General features: G+C 74.8%; 17 protein-coding genes. 4 read left to right on the plus strand and 13 right to left on the minus strand.

Annotation, left to right across the window (positions count from 1 at the left end):
• The 4 genes from PAI11_RS27750 to priA form a co-directional block, all read right to left on the minus strand.
• On the minus strand, window positions 1–197 hold a 197-nt coding region (locus tag PAI11_RS27750), incomplete at its 3' end, for a hypothetical protein (RefSeq protein ID WP_040598446.1).
• The gene (locus PAI11_RS04885) at window positions 194–1,054 is read right to left on the minus strand and encodes a methionyl-tRNA formyltransferase (RefSeq protein ID WP_007571454.1); all 861 of its coding nucleotides are present in this window, start codon (window positions 1,052–1,054) and stop codon (window positions 194–196) included. The genes PAI11_RS27750 and PAI11_RS04885, both read right to left, overlap by 4 nt.
• Window positions 1,051–1,623, minus strand: coding sequence for a peptide deformylase (gene def / locus PAI11_RS04890; RefSeq protein WP_007571456.1), 573 nt, complete (start codon window positions 1,621–1,623; stop codon window positions 1,051–1,053). The genes PAI11_RS04885 and def overlap by 4 nt, the downstream gene beginning before the upstream one ends.
• A gap of 76 nt (window positions 1,624–1,699) precedes the next feature.
• On the minus strand, window positions 1,700–3,811 hold the full coding sequence (gene priA / locus PAI11_RS04895; protein ID WP_170320687.1) for a replication restart helicase PriA: 2,112 nt from the start codon (window positions 3,809–3,811) through the stop codon (window positions 1,700–1,702).
• Between the two features lie 196 nt (window positions 3,812–4,007).
• Between priA and PAI11_RS04900 the strand changes: the two genes are divergently transcribed.
• Window positions 4,008–4,604 (plus strand): PH domain-containing protein, encoded by a 597-nt coding sequence (locus PAI11_RS04900; protein WP_007571459.1) that lies wholly within the window; start codon window positions 4,008–4,010, stop codon window positions 4,602–4,604.
• A 56-nt stretch (window positions 4,605–4,660) separates the two neighbouring features.
• Here PAI11_RS04900 and PAI11_RS04905 read toward each other — a convergent pair whose 3' ends face one another.
• From PAI11_RS04905 to cmk, 6 genes are all read right to left on the minus strand, one after another.
• A complete protein-coding gene (locus PAI11_RS04905) occupies window positions 4,661–5,065 on the minus strand; it encodes a type II toxin-antitoxin system VapC family toxin (protein WP_040598448.1) in 405 nt (134 codons plus the stop codon).
• Window positions 5,056–5,283, minus strand: coding sequence for an AbrB/MazE/SpoVT family DNA-binding domain-containing protein (locus tag PAI11_RS04910; protein ID WP_040598451.1), 228 nt, complete (start codon window positions 5,281–5,283; stop codon window positions 5,056–5,058). The genes PAI11_RS04905 and PAI11_RS04910 overlap by 10 nt, the downstream gene beginning before the upstream one ends.
• A gap of 134 nt (window positions 5,284–5,417) precedes the next feature.
• On the minus strand, window positions 5,418–6,638 hold the full coding sequence (metK, locus tag PAI11_RS04915; RefSeq protein WP_007571465.1) for a methionine adenosyltransferase: 1,221 nt from the start codon (window positions 6,636–6,638) through the stop codon (window positions 5,418–5,420).
• Window positions 6,635–8,194 carry a hypothetical protein gene (locus tag PAI11_RS04920; protein ID WP_007571467.1) on the minus strand — a complete coding sequence of 520 codons (1,560 nt, stop codon included), beginning with the start codon at window positions 8,192–8,194 and terminating at the stop codon, window positions 6,635–6,637. Before PAI11_RS04920 ends, metK begins: the two co-directional genes overlap by 4 nt.
• A 14-nt stretch (window positions 8,195–8,208) precedes the next feature.
• A complete protein-coding gene (gene der, locus PAI11_RS04925) occupies window positions 8,209–9,573 on the minus strand; it encodes a ribosome biogenesis GTPase Der (protein WP_007571469.1) in 1,365 nt (454 codons plus the stop codon).
• Window positions 9,570–10,211: a (d)CMP kinase gene (cmk, locus tag PAI11_RS04930; RefSeq protein ID WP_040598453.1), complete on the minus strand. Its 642-nt coding sequence runs from the start codon at window positions 10,209–10,211 to the stop codon at window positions 9,570–9,572. Before cmk ends, der begins: the two co-directional genes overlap by 4 nt.
• A gap of 219 nt (window positions 10,212–10,430) precedes the next feature.
• Here cmk and PAI11_RS04935 point away from each other — a divergent pair, with 219 nt between their 5' ends.
• Window positions 10,431–10,985: a hypothetical protein gene (locus PAI11_RS04935; protein ID WP_040598456.1), complete on the plus strand. Its 555-nt coding sequence runs from the start codon at window positions 10,431–10,433 to the stop codon at window positions 10,983–10,985.
• A gap of 87 nt (window positions 10,986–11,072) precedes the next feature.
• Window positions 11,073–12,362: an MFS transporter gene (locus PAI11_RS04940; protein ID WP_007571472.1), complete on the plus strand. Its 1,290-nt coding sequence runs from the start codon at window positions 11,073–11,075 to the stop codon at window positions 12,360–12,362.
• 20 nt (window positions 12,363–12,382) lie between these two features.
• Here PAI11_RS04940 and aroA read toward each other — a convergent pair whose 3' ends face one another.
• The 3 genes from aroA to PAI11_RS04955 form a co-directional block, all read right to left on the minus strand.
• The gene (aroA, locus tag PAI11_RS04945; protein ID WP_007571474.1) at window positions 12,383–13,684 is read right to left on the minus strand and encodes a 3-phosphoshikimate 1-carboxyvinyltransferase; all 1,302 of its coding nucleotides are present in this window, start codon (window positions 13,682–13,684) and stop codon (window positions 12,383–12,385) included.
• Between the two features lie 123 nt (window positions 13,685–13,807).
• Window positions 13,808–14,845, minus strand: a complete 1,038-nt coding sequence (aroF, locus tag PAI11_RS04950) for a 3-deoxy-7-phosphoheptulonate synthase (protein WP_040598462.1) — start codon at window positions 14,843–14,845, stop codon at window positions 13,808–13,810.
• 423 nt (window positions 14,846–15,268) lie between these two features.
• Window positions 15,269–16,942 (minus strand): outer membrane protein assembly factor BamB family protein, encoded by a 1,674-nt coding sequence (locus PAI11_RS04955; protein WP_170320688.1) that lies wholly within the window; start codon window positions 16,940–16,942, stop codon window positions 15,269–15,271.
• A gap of 419 nt (window positions 16,943–17,361) precedes the next feature.
• Here PAI11_RS04955 and PAI11_RS04960 point away from each other — a divergent pair, with 419 nt between their 5' ends.
• Window positions 17,362–18,987: an aminotransferase class I/II-fold pyridoxal phosphate-dependent enzyme gene (locus tag PAI11_RS04960; protein ID WP_007571483.1), complete on the plus strand. Its 1,626-nt coding sequence runs from the start codon at window positions 17,362–17,364 to the stop codon at window positions 18,985–18,987.
• Window positions 18,988–19,017 lie beyond the last annotated feature (30 nt).

The following is a 19,017-nucleotide window of genomic DNA, read 5'->3' on the forward strand; positions in this document are numbered from 1 at the left end:
GCGGGGGCCGGTGCGCTCGGTCGCGGCCGATCGCCGCCGGGGCGTTCCTCGCCACCGCCGCCGCCGTCGCGGCCGGCGGGCCGATCGGCGCGCGCTCCCTCCCCCGGCTTGCCGGTCCGGGCCGGCCCGCGGTTGGGACGGCGCTCCCAGCGGTCCGGCCGGCCGGATCCGCGCTTGGGCAGCTCGCGATCGCTCATCGGTTGGCCTGGCCGCGCAGGTAGTCCGCGTAGGCCATCGGACGGCCGCCCGGAGGCTGGACCTCGAGCAGCTCCAGCTCGCCGTCCTCGTCGATCCGGGTCCGCAGGACGCCGAGCTTGGACCCGTCGGGCAGCGGCAGCCGAGCGCCGATGTGCGGCGCCAGCGCGCGGACGTGGTCGTGGCGGACCCGGGCCGGCGCGGCCGGGTCGAGGTCGCGGTCGGCCGCGGCGATCTTCTCGGCGTAGGTCACGCCGTCGTCGGGCTGCGGGGTGGCGGGCAGCGTCGCCGGCCCGGCCTCGAGCGCCCGCACCAGCAGCTTCGCGCTCAGCTCCACCAGCCGCGGGGCGAGCGTCCCGTAGCTGTCGTCGGGGGCGATCGGCTCGGTCTCCTGCAGGTACACCGGGCCGGCGTCGAGCTCCTCGACGACGCCCATGATGCTGACCCCGGTCTCGCGGTCGCCGGCCATGATCGCCCGCTCGACCGGCGCCGCGCCGCGCCACCGCGGCAGCAGCGACGGGTGGACGTTGAGCATCGGGAAGGCGGAGAGCAGCGGCTCGCGGATGATCGCCCCGTAGGCGCAGACGAGCACCGCGTCCGGCCGCGCCTCGGCGATCCGCGCGAACGCCGGCTCGTCGATCCGGTCGGGCTGGAACAGCGGGATCCCCAGCTCGCGGGCGGCCTCGGCGACCGGCGGCGGCGTCAGCTTGCGGCCGCGGCCGGCGGGCCGGTCCGGCCGGGTCACGACCAGCGCCGGCGCGTGGCCGGCGGCGGCCAGCAGCCGCAGCAGGTCGGCGGCGAACCAGCTGGTGCCGAGCAGGACGGTGCGCGGGGCGGTGTCGGTCGCGGCGTCGCTCATGCCGCGTCGCCGATGGCGGCGCGCAGGCTCCGGAGGGCCTGCTTGCGCTGGTCCCGAGCGGCCCGGTCGAGGATCAGGACGCCGTCCAGGTGGTCCATCTCGTGCTGGATGATCCGGGCCTCGAAGCCCGAGGCCTCGATCACGATCGACTCGCCGAAGCCGTCCTGGGCGCGGACGCGCAGGTGGACGGTGCGCTCGACGTCGACCCCGACGCCGGGCAGCGACAGGCAGCCCTCCTGGCCGACCTCGACCTCGTCGCCGCGCCACTCGATCTCGGGGTTGACCAGCGAGCGGACCGGGCCCTCGCCGCCGTCGACCGCGTAGACCAGCACCCGGTGCAGCGTCCCGACCTGGTTGGCGGCCAGCCCGACGCCGCGGGCGTCGTGCATCAGCTGGCCCATCACGTCGAGCTCCTCGCGCAGCGCCTGGTCGAAGACGGTCACGTCGCGCGCCCGCGTCTTCAGGACCGGGTCGCCCCACTGGCGGATCGCCTGCAGCGCCGCCCGCCGGCGGGCGTCCGCGGCGGCCTCGATCTGGGGGCTCTCCTGGTGGGTCTCGACGTCGGCCATCGACGATCCAGGGTAGCGAGGGACGGCGGCCGCGCGATCCCCGCGGGGCGCGGGCGGGAGCGGCTGGGACCGTCGCTCACCGCGGGTCGACCTCGACCGCCAGCACCAGGCCCCGCGCCCCGGGCGTCCCGACGACGCTCTCGACCGCCGCGCGGACCGCCGCGACGGCCGATCCGCGGTGGGCGGCCTTCAGCAGCAGCTGACGGCGGAAGCGGCCCTGGCGGCGGAAGACCGGCACCGGGCCGAGCGTCCCCTCCGGCATCCGCTCGCGCAGGACGCTGGCGGCGGCCTGGGCGCGATCCTCGTCCTCGTGCTCGCACATCACCCGCACCAGGGTCGAGAACGGCGGGTAGTCGAGCTGGCGGCGGCGCTCCAGCTCCTCGACGAGGAAGCCGTGGGCGTCGTGGCGGGCGGCGTGGCGCAGGGCGCGGTCCTCCGGCGAGCGGGTCTGGACCAGGACGCTCGCCCGCGCACCGGAGGGACCGCCGCCGCGGCCGGCGCGACCGGCCAGCTGGGCGACCAGCTGGAACGTCCGCTCCTGGCTGCGGAAGTCCGGGAACCGCAGCGTCGCGTCGGCGTCGACCACGACCCCCAGCTCGACGTCGGGGAAGTCGTGGCCCTTGGCGATCATCTGGGTCCCGACGAGGATCCCGTGGTCGGCCTCCTGGAACCGCTGCAGGACGCCGCTGCGGTCGCGGACGTCGGCGTCGAGCCGGAAGACGTGGCCCGGCAGGTGGTCGGCCAGCTGCTCGGTGCCGAGGCCGTGCTGGCCGACCGAGACCGACCCGCAGGCGGGGCACTGGCGCGGCGGGTGCTCGACGTGGCCGCAGTGGTGACAGCGCAGGACGCCGCTGCCGCGGTGCAGCACCAGCGAGACGTCGCAGTTCGGGCACTCCCAGCTGTGGCCGCAGTCGGCGCACTCCAGCCAGGTCGCCCAGCCGCGCCGGTTGAGCAGCACGATCGCCTTGCGGGCGTCGGTCAGGGCCTGGTGGACCTCGCGCTGCAGGACCGTCCGGATCCCTCGCACGTCGACCAGGCGGACGGCCGGCATCTCGCCCCCGTCGGCTCGCCGCGGCAGCCCGATCCGCCGCAGCGCGTTCCACGACTCCGGCCGCGGGGTCGCCGATCCGACGACCAGCACGGCGCCGTTCTCGCGGGCCCGCCAGGCGGCGACCCGGCGGGCGTCGTAGCGCGGGTCGCCGTCCTGCTTGTAGGCGGAGTCGTGCTCCTCGTCGACGATCACCAGCCCCAGGTCGGAGACCGGCGCGAAGACGGTCGACATCGGGCCGACGCAGATCCGCGCCTCGCCCCGCCGCAGCCGCCACCACTCGTCGCGGCGCTCGCCCTTGGAGAGCCCGGAGTGCAGGACGGCGACGGTCTCCCCCAGCCGCGAGCGGAAGCGGGCGACGGTCTGCGGGGTGAGGGCGATCTCCGGCACCAGCACCAGCGCCGTGCGTCCCATCGCCAGCGCTCGCTGGGCGGCCTGCAGGTAGACCTCGGTCTTGCCCGAGCCGGTGACCCCGTGGAGCAGGAAGCGGTCCTCGCCGGGACCCGGTGTCCCCCCCGCCCCCCGCAGCGCGTCCTCGAGCCGCTGGACCGCCAGCAGCTGATCGGGGTTGAGGACCGGCGCCCCGGCCGCCGCGCCGAGCGCCACGTGGTCCGGGCGGCGACCGTGGCCGCGAGGCTCGATCGTGACCAGGCCGCGACCCTCGAGCCGCCGCAGCGCCTGCAGGTCGTCGCCGGTCCAGCCGGGCAGGCGGTCGAGCAGCGCACGCTGGTTGGCGGTCAGGCGGACGCCCGGATAGCGCTCGGCGTCCGGGTCGTCGGCGGCCGGATCGACCGCGGCCTCGCCCGCCCGCTCGGCCCACAGGCGGATCCGCTCGCCGACGCCGTCGGGCGGCAGCAGCAGCTCCAGGCAGCGGGCGCGGGTCGAGACCACGTCGTCGGCCATCCACAGCGCCAGCCGCACCAGCTCGGGCGGCAGCGAGACGTCGAGGACCGCGCTCGGGGCCTTCAGCCGGTGCTCCGAGCGCTCGGCCAGCTCGGTGATCACCCCGCGCAGCCGCTGACGGCCGAAGGGGATCTCGACGACGCTGCCGACGTCGCAGCCGTCGGGCAGCAGGTAGTCGAACGGGCCGCGGACCGCGCGGGCCGTGACGAGCGGCTCCACGCGGGCGACGGCTGGCACCGATCGATCGTCGCAGGAGCGACGGCGGGGCGCGTGGCCGGCGGCGATCCGGGCGAGCGCCGCGACGTTCCGGTCGGTCAGCGTCCGCGACGTCGCCCGCTCGTCGGCGTCGGCGACGGCCCGACCGCGGCCGAGCCCGCCCGTTCGGCCGTTCCGCCCCGTGTCAGCTGCCGCCCCAGGGGGTATCGTCGCGGCCATGGACCTCCACGCCGACGAGCGCATCCTGTACGCCCAGAGCCCGTCGTGGCGCAGCCAGTTCACGCTCCATCTCGGCGCGCTGGTGGCGGCGATCCTGGTCGGCGCGATCGTCTTCCTGGCCGTCGATCCCGACTGGATCGGGATCCTGGTCGGGATCGCGGTCGCCGTGGTGGCCGTGGTCCTGCTGTGGCTGGAGCGCTCGCGGACCAAGTACGTGATCACCACCCACCGGATCCACGTCCGCGAGGGCCTGATCAGCAAGGAGCTGCAGGAGACGCGGCTCGACCGGATCCAGAACGTGACCGTCAACCAGTCGGTCGCGCAGCGGCTGCTGATGATCGGGACCGTCGACTACGACACCGCCGGCGACGACGGCTCGCGCTTCCGGATGGAGGGTGTCCCACGGCCGCAGGGCCTGGTGCGGCTGGTCGACACCGCGCAGCGGGACGCGCTGGAGTCCGAGCGCCGCAAGGCGGCGATCGCCGAGGCGGAGGCCGACGCCAGCGTCCGCAGCCGCTACGAGCGCGGCGGCTACGACGACCCCGCGGCGCGCGACGACCGGCCGCGCGGCGAGCGCGACCTCGATCAGCCGTAGCGCAGCCGGGGGGGGCGTAGCAGCACTCGAGGTCGGCCGGCGAACCGTCGGACGCGTCAGGCGCTGAGCAGCCGGACGTCGCAGGCGAGCCCCTCGACGGAAGCCCAGCGCGCGTCGCCGGTGATCACCGCGTCGGCGTGCAGATCGGCCGTCGCCAGGATCAGGGCGTCGGGAAGGCGCAAGGAGCGAACGCGACCGCGCAGGGCAGCGGCCGCGACGGCAACCTCGTCGTCGACCGGATAGTGCGTCGGAACAGCGCGCTGGAAGAACTGCCGCACCAGGGAGTCCTCGTGATGCCCGATCTGGGCACCCGTCAGGACCTCGGCGATCGTGATCACCGAAACCGCGATCGTTCCCCGCCGCGCGGCATCGCGAACGGCGCCATCGGCAGCGGCGTGCAGCAGGTCGCCACGCCGCAGGAGCGCGGCGATCGCACTGCTGTCGAGCAGCGTCAGTCCCACTCGTCGCGCAGACGTTCGATCTCGGCGCGAAGGTCCGCGCCACCGCTGAGCGCTCCGCTGAACTCGTCGAGGACGTCCGCCTCCCGCGTGACGATCAGCCGGCCGGGACCGTCGACCTCGAACCGCACGGCGTCCCCCTCACGGAGCCCCGCCGCAGCGAACGCGGCCGCGGGGATCGTGACCTGATGCTTGCTGGAGACCCGAGATCCACCGGCCACCCGCGGGCGATTCTTTACCGGACGAGCCATAGTAAAGAGTCTGGCAGCGACCGTCCCGCCGCGCAAGCCCCGCCCGCGACGACGAAGGGCGCCCCGCAGGACGCCCTTCGCAGTCGCAGCTCGTACGGCGTTGGCTAGAGGCCGGCGGCCTCGCGCAGCGCGTCGACCTTGTCCAGCTTCTCCCACGTGAAGTCCGGGTCCTCGCGGCCGAAGTGGCCGTAGGCGGCGGTCTTCTGGAAGATCGGCCGGAAGAGGTTCAGGTGGCGGCGGTAGGCCAGCGGGCGGAGGTCGAAGACCGACCGGACGGCCGCCTCGATCTTCGCGTGGCTGACCTTCTCGGTGCCGAAGGTCTCGACCAGGATCGAGATCGGCTGCGCGACGCCGATCGCGTAGGAGACCTGGATCTCGGCGCGGTCGGCGAGGCCGGCCGCAACGACGTTCTTGGCCACCCAGCGGGTCGCGTAGGCCGCCGAGCGGTCGACCTTCGAGGAGTCCTTGCCCGAGAACGCGCCACCGCCGTGACGGGCGGCGCCGCCGTAGGTGTCGACGATGATCTTGCGGCCGGTCAGGCCGGTGTCGCCGACCGGACCGCCGATGACGAAGCGCCCGGTCGGGTTGACCAGGAACTCGCCGAGCAGCGTGTTCTCGTCGTAGAGGTCGGCCGGGAGGGTCGGCTTGACGACCTTCTCCCACAGATCGGCCTTGATCTGCGCCTGGTCCAGCACGTCCTCGGAGTGCTGGGTCGAGATCAGCAGCTTGTCGATCGAGACCGGCTTGCCGTCGCGGTAGCGGACCGAGACCTGGGTCTTGGCGTCGGGACGCAGGTAGTCCAGCTCGCCGGCCTTGCGGACCTGCGCCAGGCGCTCGGCCAGGCGGTGCGCGTTCTGGATCGCGACCGGCATGTACTCCGGCGTCTCGTTGGTGGCGTAGCCGAAGATGATGCCCTGGTCGCCGGCGCCCTCGAGGTCGAACTCGTCGGAGCTGCCGCCCTTGTGCTCGCTGGCGTCGTCGACGCCCTGCGCGATGTCCGCGGACTGCGGGTCGATCGCGTTCAGGACGGCGCACGAGTCGAACGAGAAGCCGAGGTCGCCGTGCGTGTAGCCGATCCCCTTGATCGTGTCGCGGGCGACCTGCTGGACGTCGATGTAGGCGTCGGTGCGGATCTCGCCCGAGACGACGACCAGGCCCGTGTTGACCAGGACCTCGCAGGCCACGCGGGCCTTCTCGGGGTTGGAGTCGTTGGCGAGTACCGCGTCCAGGACGCCATCCGAGATCTGGTCAGCGACCTTGTCGGGGTGGCCCTCGGAGACGGACTCCGAGGTGAACAGGTACTCGTTGTCGGCGTACTGGGTCATGGAATCCAGAGGTCGATCTCGGCGGTCGTCTCGCCGCCCTGGGCCCGCGAGACCATACCGACCGCGCGCACCCGGGCGAGGTCGGACCTGGCGGACCGGTACTCGGGGAGGGTCGCGAGGCCGGTACGTTCGGCGATCCGCAGCAGCTGCGAGAAGTCGAGAAACCCTATCGACATCCCGGCTTTACGGGGCTGCCCCACGGTCCTCCGCCAGCCCTCGGTCGCCGACGCGCGCGGGCCGGACGAGAGCAGCGCGGCGGCCGCCGCCCGGCTGGTGTAGGCGATCACGCGGTCGCCGTCGATCAGGTAGCCGAGCCGCATGCCCGCCCCGATCCGGCCGGTCCAGGAGACGCGCCCGGCGATCGAGCCGCGGACGAAGCGGCCGGCGCGACCGGCCGGCCCGAGCTGCGAGACGGCCCGCTGCTGGAGCAGGCGCAGGATCGCACCGGCGCGGGCGCCGTCGGTCACCGGGACGGCCAGCGCCATCGCCGACCCCCGCGATCCGGCCGACGGCAGCAGGACCAGCTCGGACGGCCCGCGGATCGCGTCGACCAGATCGTGGCGCAGGCGCCCGCCCGTGGCGGAGTCGACCTGCCCCGCGACGGTCCCGAGCCGCTGCAGCAGCGTCTTGGTCGGCTGATCGCCGGTGACGGCCAGCAGCCGCTGCAGCGCGCCGAGCGGATCGGCGGTCAGCACCGTCCCGACGGCCGTCGCCGGGGCGGCGCTCGTCGCCGGCGGCGGCGACGACGCGCGGCCGGCCGCCGCGCCGCGCGAGCGGACCACGATCCGCGCCCCGTCCGAGCGCGGGCCGAGCGAGACGGCGACCGCCTGCAGCGAGGGGCGGTCCAGCAGCACCGCCAGCGCTCCCAGGACGCCGGCCCGCGGCGCGAGGACCCGCCGGACCCCGGTGGCCGAGAGCCAGAGGTCGGCGACCCGGTCCGCCGGCAGCCCGCCGACCAGTTGCCGGTGCAGCGGCAGCGCCGCCAGCGACCCGGTGGTGCGCCCAACCTTGCGGCGCTCGTTCAGCAGCCGCACGCGGTCCATCACCGTCGGCGTGGTGATGACCAGGAAGCGCCCGAGGTAGCGCGCCTCGTTCGCCCCGCAGCGGACCGGCTCCGCCCGCCGGTGCTCGCGGCCGGTGTCGACGAGGATCAGCGACGCGGCGCGCTGGCCGCCGGTCGGCACGATCGCCAGCGCTGCCTCGCGACCGGCGATCCTCCTGACCGGTCGCTCGCAGCCCGGTGGCGAGAGCCCGCGCAGCAGGCGGGCCCGCAGCGCGGCCCAGCCGGGGAAGCCGCGCAGCCGCCGCTCGAGGGTCGCCACCGGCGAGCGCTCGCGGTCGGTCGAGACGTGGATCGTGACCAGCGCGTCGTCGGGGACCAGGTTCAGCGACGGCGTCGGCGTCGCCGCCGGCTCGCCGCCGCAGCCGCGCACCAGCACGATCGCGACGACCGCCGCCAGCGCAAGCAGCAGCAACGGCAGCGGACCGCGGCGGCGCCCGGTCCGACCGGCCTCGGCGGCCCGGACCTGGTCCCACGGATCCTCGCGCCGCTGCACGGCCAGGCCCGCGCCTAGTCGCGCGGCGGAAGCGGCGGGCGGGGCGGGCGGGCTCCGTACCCGACCTCGCTGCGGCGCGTGTTGCGCTCGTTGAAGTCGATGATCACGGGGATCCCGTCGAGCCCGAAGCGGGCTCGCAGCCGGTTCTCGATGAAGTAGGCGTAGTCGCGGACGACCCGGTTGCGGTCGTTGACCGAGATCGCGAACCGCGGCGGCTCCTCGCCGACCTGGCTGATGTAGAGCATCTTCAGCCGGTGGCCGCGGATCGCCGGCGGCTGCTTCGCCTCGAGCGCCTCGGCCAGGAAGCGGTTCAGCTGGCTGGTCGGGATCCGGCCCTTGCGCTTGTCGCCGAGCGCGAGCGCCTCGGCGATCACCCGCTGGACGTTGCGGCCGGTGAGGGCGCTGGCGGTCAGCACCCGCGGCCGCAGCCGCAGCTTCTGCTGGACCTTGGCTCGCTCGTGGGCCAGGTCGTCGTCGGAGAGGTTGTGCTCGTCCCACTTGTTGAGCACGATCAGCGTCGCGCAGCCGCCCTTCATCGCCAGCTCGGCGACCCGGAAGTCCTGGCTGGTGACCCCGTCGGCGGCGTCGCAGACGACGATCGCCACGTCGGCCCGCTCGACCGCCTGCTGCGAGCGCAGGACGGTGTAGTACTCGACCGACTCGGTGACCTTGGCCTGGCGCCGCATGCCGGCCGTGTCGACGATCACGACCCGGCGGCCGTCGATCTCGATCGGCAGGTCGATCGCGTCGCGGGTCGTCCCCGCGACGTCCGAGACGATCACCCGCTCGTCGCCGACGAGGCGGTTGAAGAGCGTCGACTTGCCGACGTTCGGCCGGCCGATGATCGTCAGCCGCAGGGTGTCGCGCTCGTCGGGGTCCTCGTCGCCCTCCGGCAGCTCCTCGACCATCCGGTCCATCAGGTCGCCGGTGCCGAGGCCCTGGGCGGCCGAGACCGGCATCGGCTCGCCGAGGCCCAGGCGGTGGAACTCGGCGGCGTTGGGGATGTCCTGGGCGACGTCGATCTTGTTGGCGGCGACGATCACCGGACCGTCCCAGCGGCGGAGGATGTCGGCCAGCTCCTCGTCGCCGGGGCGGACGCCGGCCTTGGCGTCGACGACGAACACCACCAGCGCGGCGGTCGTCAGCGCGGCCCGGACCTGGCCCAGGATCTCCGAGGCCATCGGGTCGGGATCGAGGGCGTCGACGCCGCCGGTGTCGACCAGCTCGAACTCGCGGCCGTTCCACTCGGCGGCCATGTGCTTGCGGTCGCGGGTGACCCCGGGACGCTCGTGGACGACCGCCTCGCGGCGACCGGTCAGGCGGTTGATCAGGCTCGACTTGCCGACGTTCGGGTAGCCGACGATCGCGATCTGCCTCATGTCCGCTCCCGGTTCGCAGCTTGCCGGACCTCGGCGACCAGCGCCGCGATCCGTTCGACGACCTGCTCGAAGGCGAGCCCGGTCGTGTCCAGCTCGACCGCGTCCTCGGCCCGGCGCAGCGGCGAGGCCTCGCGGGTCCGGTCCCGCAGGTCCCGCTCGCGCAGGTCCGCCAGCTCCTGCTCCAGCCCGCGCCCGGTCTGGGCCGCGCGGCGGGCGGCGCGCTCCTCGTCGCTGGCGGTCAGGAAGACCTTCAGCTCCGCGTCGGGCCGGACGACGGTGCCGATGTCGCGGCCCTCGGCGACCCAGTCGCCGCGCTCGGTCAGCTTGCGCTGGCGGTCGACGAGCGCCTCGCGGACGTGCGGGTCGGCGGCGACCTGCGAGGAGCGGCGGCTGACCTCGGGCGCCCGGATCGCCTCGGTCACCTCGCTGTGGTCGAGCAGCACCCGGTCGCCCTCGAAGTCGATGTGGAGGACGGCGACGTCGCGCACGTGGTCGGCCGCCTCGTCCTCGATCGCCGCCAGCGCGACGCAGCGGTACATCGCCCCGGTGTCCAGGTACGTGAACCCGAGGCGCTGGGCGACGGCCCGCGCGACGGTGGACTTGCCGGCCCCGACCGGGCCGTCGATCGCGACGAGCATCGGGGCGAGGATAGACGGCGGGGCCGCCCGGGACGGGGTCCCCCGGCGCGCGCGGCGGATCGGCCTCGCGGGGCGGGACCGATCCGCCCCGCGCGCCGGCGGTGCCGCGGTCCTCCCTTCGGTGGCCCCTGCCGGGGCGCCCGCTCCCCCGTTCGGCGGTCCGCGCTTCAACCCGCCGGCCGATGGCACGGGGCCGCTCGGCCGCCACGCTGTCGGAGGATGCTCGTCACGCTGATCGCCGTCTGCGAGATCGCCTTCTGGGTGCTGCTCGCCTGGGGCCTGACCCTGCGCTACGTCCTCGGCCGGCCACGCGCCGGCGCGGTCGTCCTGCTGCTGCTGCCGGTCTGCGACCTGCTGCTGCTGGCGGCGACCGTGATCGACCTGCACCGGGGCGCGATCGCCGAGGCCCCGCACGGGCTGGCCGCGGCCTACGTCGGGTTCTCGCTGGCGTTCGGGGCCAGTCTCGTCCGCTGGGCCGACGTCCGCTTCGCCCACCACTTCGCCGGCGGGCCGGCTCCGATCCCGGTCGCGAAGTCCGGCCCCGAGCGGGTCCGCCACGAGTGGCGGTCGTTCGGGCGCGCCGCGATCGCCTGGGCGGTCAGCTGCTCGCTGCTGCTGGCGGCGATCGCGATCGTCGGCGACAGCTCCCGGACCGAGGCGCTCGTCGCGTGGATCCAGCGGCTGAGCCTGATCCTCGGGATCTGGGCGATCTGGCCGATCAGCTACACGGTGCGACCGGGCCCGGACCCGTCGGAAGCGTCGCCGGGCCGCTGACCCCGGGGCGCGCGGCGCGGACTCGAACCCGGCCACCGGCCGTCGCCCGCGGGCGCGGCGCCGCCGTCCACCTCCGATACTGCTGGCGTGCGCGCTCTGCGACCACTACGGCGGCGGCCGTTCCGGCTGCTCTGGGCGGGGCTCGCGGTGTCGTTGCTGGGCGACGGGCTGTGGCTGGTCGCGGTCGCCTGGCAGGTGATCGAGCTCGGCGGCGGGCCGCTCCAGCTGTCGCTGGTGGCGACGCTCTACAGCGTCGGGCTGGTCGGCTGCGTGCTGCTCGGCGGCGTCGTCGCCGACCGCGTCTCGCGGCGCCGGATCATGGTCCTGGCCGACCTGGTGCGGGTGGCGGCGACCGTCGCGCTCGGCGCGCTGGCCGTGACCGGGCTGCTCGAGCTCTGGCAGATGGCGCTCGGCGCGCTGCTGATCGGCGCCGCCGAGGCGTTCTTCGTGCCCGCCTTCACCGCCCTCGTGCCGCAGTTGGTGCCGGAGGACGAGTTGCTGGCCGCCAACGGCCTGGAGGGCGTGATCCGGCCGCTGGCGCTGCAAGCCGCGGGACCGGCGCTCGGCGGCGTCCTGGTCGGCGTCGCCGATCCGGGCACCGCGATGCTCGCCAACGGCGGCACCTACGTGATCTCGGTGCTCTGCCTGACCGCGATCGGGACGGTCGCGCTGCCGCCCCACGAGGAGGGCACCGGCGGCGCCTCGATGCTGGCCGACATGCGGGCGGGCTGGCGCTACATGACCGGCCAGCGGTGGCTCTGGAGCACGCTGCTCTTCGCCTGCGTGGCGGTGCTGTTCGTGCTCGGCCCGATCGAGGTCCTGCTGCCGTTCGCCGTCCGCGACCAGACCGGCGGCGGATCGGCGCAGTTCGGCCTGGTGCTGGCCGTCTACGGGATCGGCTCGGCGCTCGGCGCCGTGCTCGTGGCCTCGCGCCCCTTCCCCCACCGCTACATGACGGCGATGCTGCTGCTGTGGGGCCTGGGGACGTTGCCGATGGCCCTGATGGGCTGGTTGCACGTGCTCTGGGCGATGGCGCTGGTCGCGTTCGTCGTCGGCGTCTGCGACGCGGGCGGCGGCGTGATCTGGGGCACCCTGCTCCAGCGACGCGTGCCCGCCCGGCTGCAGGGGCGGGTCGCCAGCCTCGACTGGTTCGTCTCGCTGGCGCTGATGCCGATCTCGATGGCGCTGGCCGGTCCGGCGGCCGAGCTGGTCGGCCTCGGCCCGGTGTTCGTCGCCACCGGGGTCGGCTGCGCCGCGGTCGCCCTGGCCGTCCTGTTCGGCCTGCGGCTGCGTGCCGACGAGCTGGCGCATCCGCTGGTCGACGGGCCGGACCGCACTCGCGGGACGGCCTCGAGCGCCGACGCGGCGGGCGCCTGAGACCGCGGCCTGGCGGCCGGTCAGCGCCGCTGCAGCCGCGCGATGTCGTCGCCGAACGCCGGGTAGGAGACCTCGGCGGCCTCCATCCCGATCACCTCGACGCCCTCGCGCGAGGCCAGGCCGGCGACCGCGCCCAGCATCGCCAGCCGGTGGTCGCCGTGGGCCTCGATCGTGCCGCCGCGGATGCCGCCGGTGCCCTGGACGACGAAGCCGTCGTCGGTCGCCTCGATCTCGGCGCCGAGGCCGCGCAGGCCGTCGACGACGGTCGCGATCCGGTCGGACTCCTTGTGCTTGAGCTCCTCGGCGCCGCGGACGATCGTCTCGCCCTCCGCGAAGCAGCCGAGCAGCGCCACCAGCGGCAGCTCGTCGATCAGCAGCGGAACCTCGTCGCCCTCGACGACCGTCCCCTTGAGCGGCCCGTGGGCGACGTCGAGGTCGGCCGTCGGCTCGTGCCCGGGGACCTCGCCGTCACGACGCCGCTCGCGCTCGCCGACGACGATCGCGCCCATCCGGTCGAGGACGTCGAGGAACCCGGCGCGGGTCCAGTTGACGCCGACGTCCCGCAGCAGCAGCCGCGAGCCCTTGACCAGGACGCCGGCGGCGATCGGGAACGCGGCCGAGGAGATGTCGGCGGGGACGTGGATGTCCTCGACGGTCAGCTCGTCGACGTGGCCGACGGTGATCGCGTCGCCGTCGCGCCAGAGCGGCACGCCGAGCCGCGACAGCAGCCGCTCGGTGTGGTCGCGGCTGGCGACCGGCTCGACGACGGTCGTCTCGCCGTCGGCGATCATCCCGGCCAGCAGCACGCAGCTCTTGACCTGAGCCGAGGCGACCGGCAGCTCGTAGCGGATCCCCCGCAGCCGCTGGCCGTGGACGGTGAACGGCGGCAGCCGGTCGTCGGTCGCCTCGATCACGGCGCCCATCTGGCGCAGCGGGACCGCGATCCGGTCGACCGGGCGCTTGCGGATCGAGCTGTCCCCGTCGAAGGTGAACGAGCGCCCCTCCTGGCCCGCGAGCCAGCCGGGCAGCAGCCGCATCAGCGTGCCGGCGTTGCCGACGTCGATCGTCTCGCCGTGGGCCTCGGCCGCGCGCAGGCCGGTGCCGCGGACGGTCACCCGGTCGCCCTCGCGCTGGACCAGGGCCCCGATCGTCTGGACCGCCTTCAGCGTCGAGAGCGTGTCCTCGGCCGCCAGGTAGCCGGTGATCGTGACCGGCTCGGTCGCCATCGCGCCGACGATCGCCGCCCGATGGCTGATCGACTTGTCGGCGGGCGGGGTCAGGCGGCCCTTGAGCGGGCCGGAGGGATCGAAGCGGACGTTCACGGGAGCGGGAGTTTGACGGAGCATCCGGCGGCGCGCTTACGCCGCCGGATCGACCTGGACGAACGTCCGTTCCCCGCCGGGGGTCGTTCGATCGACGTTCGCCTGCTCGCGTCGTGGCGTGGATCAGACGGCCACCGGGGCGGGCACGCGGCCGGCGAGCGCGGCGGCCGCCTCGACCTGGCGCAGGTAGTCGCCGAACTCGCTGGCCCGGATCTGCTGCGGGCCGTCGCAGACCGCCTTCTCCGGCTCGGGATGCGTCTCGACGATGATCCCGTCGGCGCCGGCGGCCGCGGCGGCCATCGACAGCGGCAGCACCAGGTCGCGGCGACCGGCGGCGTGCGACGGATCGACCACCACCGGCAGGTGCGTCTGCTCCTTGAGCACCGGGATCGCCGCGATGTCGAGCGTGAACCGCGTCGCCGTCTCGTAGGTCCGGATCCCGCGCTCGCAGAGCAGGACGTTCGGGTTGCCCTCCTTGAGGATGTACTCGGCCGCCATCAGCAGCTCCTCGAGCGTCGCCGAGAGCCCGCGCTTGACCAGCGCCGCCACGCCGCTGCGGCCGATCTCCGTCAGCAGCGGGTAGTTCTGCATGTTGCGGGCGCCGACCTGGATGATGTCGGCGACCTCGGCGACGGCCTCGACGTCGCGGACGTCCATCAGCTCGGTGACGATCGGCAGGCCGGTCTCGGCCTTGGCCTCCGCGAGGATCTTCAGCCCGTCGCGGCCGAGGCCCTGGAAGCTGTAGGGCGAGGTCCGGGGCTTGTAGGCGCCGCCGCGGAAGAACTGGACCCCGACGTCCTGCATGATCCGGGCGGTCGAGAGCGTCTGCTCGCGCGACTCGACGGTGCAGGGACCGGCGATCGTCGCGAAGACGCCGCCGCCGATCCTGCGGCCGGCGATCTCGAGCGTCGACTCGCCGCCGTGCGCGATCTGGCGCGACGCGAGCTTGTAGGGCTTGGAGATCGGGACGAGCTTCTCGACGCCCGGCTCGGCGACCAGCTCCTCGAGCTGCTCGATCTGGGCCTGGTCGATCCCGATCGCGCCGATCAACGTCACCTCCTCCCCGACGCTGACGTGGGGACGCGCGCCGGCGTCCTCCACGCGGGAGATCACGGCTTGGATCTCCTCCTCGGTGGCTCCGGGCTTCATCACGATCATCATCTGCTGGCTCCTCTGGGACGCCACGGCTGGGTCGAGGCGGTCCGACGTAGGTCGAAGGTACGGTCGTCGCCGTCCCGACGGCGTGGGGTTGGGCACTTCCGACGCCAGGTCATCGCCTCCCGGGAACGAGGCTCCACGGCCCCGGGTCGCGCCGCGCGGGCGGCGTCAGGGCGTGGCGACCGGGCGCCTAGCGAAATCGCCAGGTGCGCCAGGCGTACTCATACGAAAACGCGTACGAGGAGCCCTGCGGGAAGACGTCGACGACCGGAGCCAGCGCGGCGGGTGCTGCAAGAGCGCTGTCGAGGGTCGTCGCCATCGGTCGCTGGAGCCTAGCGAACCGCCGTCACGACGCAAGCGGGCGGCACCGATCCGGCACCGGGACGGCACTGGTGAGGGCCGCTTGCGGGATCGCTCCGGTCGCGCTCAGAACCGGATCGACGGGTGGCCGCAGCGACGCTGGACCGCGTCGGCGGGCCCCTGCCCGACGCGATCGATGCCGGGAATGCAGGCGAACACGAAGTCGCGCCGGCCGGCGCCGCGGATCGCCCTGAAGCGCACTGTCGCGCGACCCGTGCCGAGGCGCGGTCCCTGGATCCGCCCGCTGCCGATGCGCCGCATCCGCCTGCGGCTCGCCTGCCCGTGGTACATGACCACCCGCCGACCGCGGAAGCGCACGGCCGGAGAGCCCTTGACGGTGATCCGCCCCGTGACCCGGCCACCGCGGTTGCGGAAGGACATGTCGATCCTCGGGTAGGCGAAGATCGTGAACGTCCGGGATGGGCCGGTCCCACCACCGGTGTCCACGACGCGCACTCGCGTGTTGCGCTCGACCCGCAGGCGGAGGGCGTAGTTGCCGCGCCGGTCGGGCACGGTCGGGCGGCCGACCGACCCGAAGCCGCGGTAGGGGTATTCGTCGACTGCGAGCGCCAACGGTGTCTGGAGTCCACGGCGAAAGCGCCCGCTCACGGTGAGCGACGAGCGAGCGGGAGCGTACGGCCGCCGTGGGAGGTGCACCGGCACCCGTCCGGCCCCGGCCGGTGCCGCGGCGACCGCCTCGAGCACGCCGCCTCGGAGCAGCACCAGCGTGCCACGACCGGCGGCGAAGCTGAACTCGGTGCTCGTGGTGAGGTCGCGTCCCTGGGGCGGAGCCGGTAGGTACCCGGCCCATCGGACGCGCCCATCGGCCAGTCCGCGGACCTCAAGAGCACCGTCGAACCGAGGGTCGACCACCGTGTCGCCGATCACCAGCGGATTCCTCGCCCGGCGCCCGACGACGTCGCTGCCGTTCCGCGGCGGCGCCTGCCACAGGGAGCGGCCTGAGACGAGATCGACGGCCTCGAGACCGTTCGCGGTGCGCAGCCCGATGCCGCCGGCGAACGCGTCGGCATCAGCGCCCGCGCCCGGACCCCCGTCGAGCGCGCGCAGCGGCGTCTCGTAGGCCTTGGGCTGCGGGGCCAGCACCATGTCCCGGTGGACGACGACGGGGCGGTAGCGCGACGGGCCGCCCTCGGCCGGGCAACCACGGGGCCGCGTCCACAGCTCGGCGCCCGTACGCCGATCGAAGGCCGCGATCGAGCAGGCCCCGTCGACATGCTCGGCGTAGACCCGATCGCCGGCGGCGGCCGGCAGCCCGATCGGGGCGTGCGCGCGATCGACGCTCCACCGCGGAGCACCGGTCGCGAGGTCGAACGCGTGCAGCCCGAGAGATTGCGTGATCACGAGATCTCCGGCGATCAGCGGCTCCTTGGGGCCGCCGGGCGGGGAGGCCGACCACACTGCGCTGCCCGTCGCAGCGTCACGGGCGACCATCCGTCGCTGACCGCTGACCACCACGAGACCGCCGCCGTAGACCGGCGGGCCGAGCGTCGACGGCACGCGCCAGAGCTCGCGTCCGCTGGCCAGGTCGAGCGCCAGGAGCTCGCTGCCCGTCGCGACGTAGACGCGCCCACCGCCGACGACCGGCCGTTCGACCGGGCGCCCGAGATCGAAGCGCCAGGCGAGCCGGAAGGGTGGACGGAAGCCCCCTTCGGAGATCCAGCCGCGACGCGTCGCGTCGCCGCCGACCTGCGTCGTCTCCAGCCCGGGGGCTGGGGTCACCGCCGGCGGCGCATCGGCCGCGACCGAGGCTGGCCCGCCCAGACCGGCGAGCACGGCCAGCACCACACCTGGGCCCGTGACCGCCCGTCCCCGAACACCCGCCACTCGCCCCAGACCCCGTACGCGCACGCCGCGGACTGTAGCGGCACGCGCGGCGGTCCGGAGACGTCGCTGTCCGCCGGAACCTCGCCACCGGCCGATGCCGCGACACGCGCTCCGCCGCGCCGATCCTCCCCGGCACCTTGGTGGACGGCACGAAGCGGCCGGTGCCCCGTTGGAGCGCCGCACGCTCGACGGCGCCCTGCGGGAGGCTAGGTTGGTCTGGTCGGCTGACCATGCCGAGCCGCGGGCGGTGACTGTCGCCGCGCCCGCCGGCGCCCTGTCCCGACCCCCGCCACCGACGTGAGCCGCCTCCCCCGATGACCGACCGCCCCGACGCCTTCCGCCCGACGATCGACGACCCCGCCGCCCAGCTGCGCGCGCCGTACCTCGAGGCGGTCGCGGCGTTCGCGCGACGGGGGCCGCGGCGCTACTTCGTGCCCGGCCACACCGGCGGGCCGGGCGCCGATCCCGGGCTGATCGGCGAGATCGGGCCGAGCGCGTTCGCGCTCGACATCCCGCAGGACATGCCGGGCGTCGACGCGACCCCGATCAGCTGGGGGACCCTCCCTCCCCCGCCGACGCCGTTCGAGCAGGCCGAGATGCTGGCCGCCGACGCCTACGGGGCCGGCCGCAGCTGGTTCCTGACCAACGGCGCGACCCAGGGCAACCACGCGACGATGCTGGCCCTGGCCCCGACCGGGACCGAGATCGTCGTCCAGCGCAACAGCCACGGATCGATCGTCGACGGCCTGGTGCTGAGCGGCGGGACGCCGCGGTTCGTCGCCCCCGGCTACGACCCGGACCTGGGGATGGCGACGGTCGTCTCGCCCCAGCAGCTGCGCGAGGCCGTCCGCCAGCACCCGCAGGCGACCGCGGTCACGCTCGTCTCCCCCACCTACTTCGGGATGGTCGCCGACATCGGCGGCTGCGCCCGGGTCGCCCACGAGGCGGGGATGCTGCTGCTCGTCGACTGCGCCTGGGGCCCGCACTTCGGCTTCCACGAGGACCTGCCGGCGAGCGCCCTGCGGCAGGGGGCCGACGTCGTCCTGACGTCGACCCACAAGCACGGCGGCAGCCTGACCCAGAGCGCGATCCTGCACGTCGCCAGCGGCGCGTTCCCCGGCTCAGCGGGACCGGAGCGGCTGGCCGAGGTCCAGCACGACGTCGGGCGGGCGCTGCGGATGATGCGCTCGACCAGCCCCAGCTCGCTGCTGATGGCCTCGCTCGACGGCGCCCGCCGCCAGCTGGCCGCGCACGGCGCCGGGCTGCTCGACGTGACCATCGCCCGGGTCCGCGCGCTCTCGCACGAGATCAACGCGATCGACGGCTGCCGGGTGGTCGGGCCCGCCCACCCCGCGGCCCCCTTCCCCGGCGTCGTCGCCCACGACCCGCTGCGGATCGTGATCGATGTCCGCGGCACCGGCCACACCGGCCTCGACCTCCAGCGACGGCTGCGCGACGAGCTCGACACCGTCGTCGAGCTGGCGACCGACGCGACCGTCGTGCTGGTGATCGGCGTCCAGGCGCCGGAGTCGCTGGTCCGCGAGTTCCCCGGTGCGCTCAAGCGCGCGCTGCGGACCAACCGGCCGACGTCGGGCGCGCGCCGCACCACGCCGGCGCCCGCGGTCCCGGGCGAGACGGTCCTGACGCCGCGCGCCGCCTACCAGTCGGCACGCGACGCGGTGGCGCCCGAGGAGGCCGTCGGACGGGTCGCCGCCGAGGCGATCAGCGGCTATCCGCCGGGGATCCCGGCCGTCCTGCCGGGCGAGCTGGTGACCGCCGAGGCGGTCCGCCACCTGGTGACGCTGCGCGACGCCGGCGTGCGGCTGCACGGGGCCGCGGACCCCCAGCTGGGGGCGATGCTGGTGGTCCGCCAGCCGGCCCCGGCGGACGAGGGCGCGACGGTCGTCGCGCCGCCGGTCACGGCCAGCGCCGAGGGCTGAGCGCCCCCCGGCGGCCGCCGATAGTCGACC

It is taken from the genome of Patulibacter medicamentivorans, from assembly GCF_000240225.1.
GTDB lineage: Bacteria > Actinomycetota > Thermoleophilia > Solirubrobacterales > Solirubrobacteraceae > Patulibacter > Patulibacter medicamentivorans.

Excerpts from the sequence above, each read along its gene's own strand:
- PAI11_RS04885 (WP_007571454.1), bottom strand. The coding sequence starts at position 1,054 with ATGAGCGACGCCGCGACCGACACCGCCCCGCGCACCGTCCTGCTCGGC.
- cmk (WP_040598453.1), bottom strand. The coding sequence starts at position 10,211 with ATGCTCGTCGCGATCGACGGCCCGGTCGGGGCCGGCAAGTCCACCGTC.
- aroF (WP_040598462.1), bottom strand. The coding sequence starts at position 14,845 with ATGATGATCGTGATGAAGCCCGGAGCCACCGAGGAGGAGATCCAAGCC.
- def (WP_007571456.1), bottom strand. The coding sequence starts at position 1,623 with ATGGCCGACGTCGAGACCCACCAGGAGAGCCCCCAGATCGAGGCCGCC.
- der (WP_007571469.1), bottom strand. The coding sequence starts at position 9,573 with ATGAGGCAGATCGCGATCGTCGGCTACCCGAACGTCGGCAAGTCGAGC.
- PAI11_RS04960 (WP_007571483.1), top strand. The coding sequence starts at position 17,362 with ATGACCGACCGCCCCGACGCCTTCCGCCCGACGATCGACGACCCCGCC.
- metK (WP_007571465.1), bottom strand. The coding sequence starts at position 6,638 with ATGACCCAGTACGCCGACAACGAGTACCTGTTCACCTCGGAGTCCGTC.
- PAI11_RS04935 (WP_040598456.1), top strand. The coding sequence starts at position 10,431 with ATGCTCGTCACGCTGATCGCCGTCTGCGAGATCGCCTTCTGGGTGCTG.
- PAI11_RS04900 (WP_007571459.1), top strand. The coding sequence starts at position 4,008 with ATGGACCTCCACGCCGACGAGCGCATCCTGTACGCCCAGAGCCCGTCG.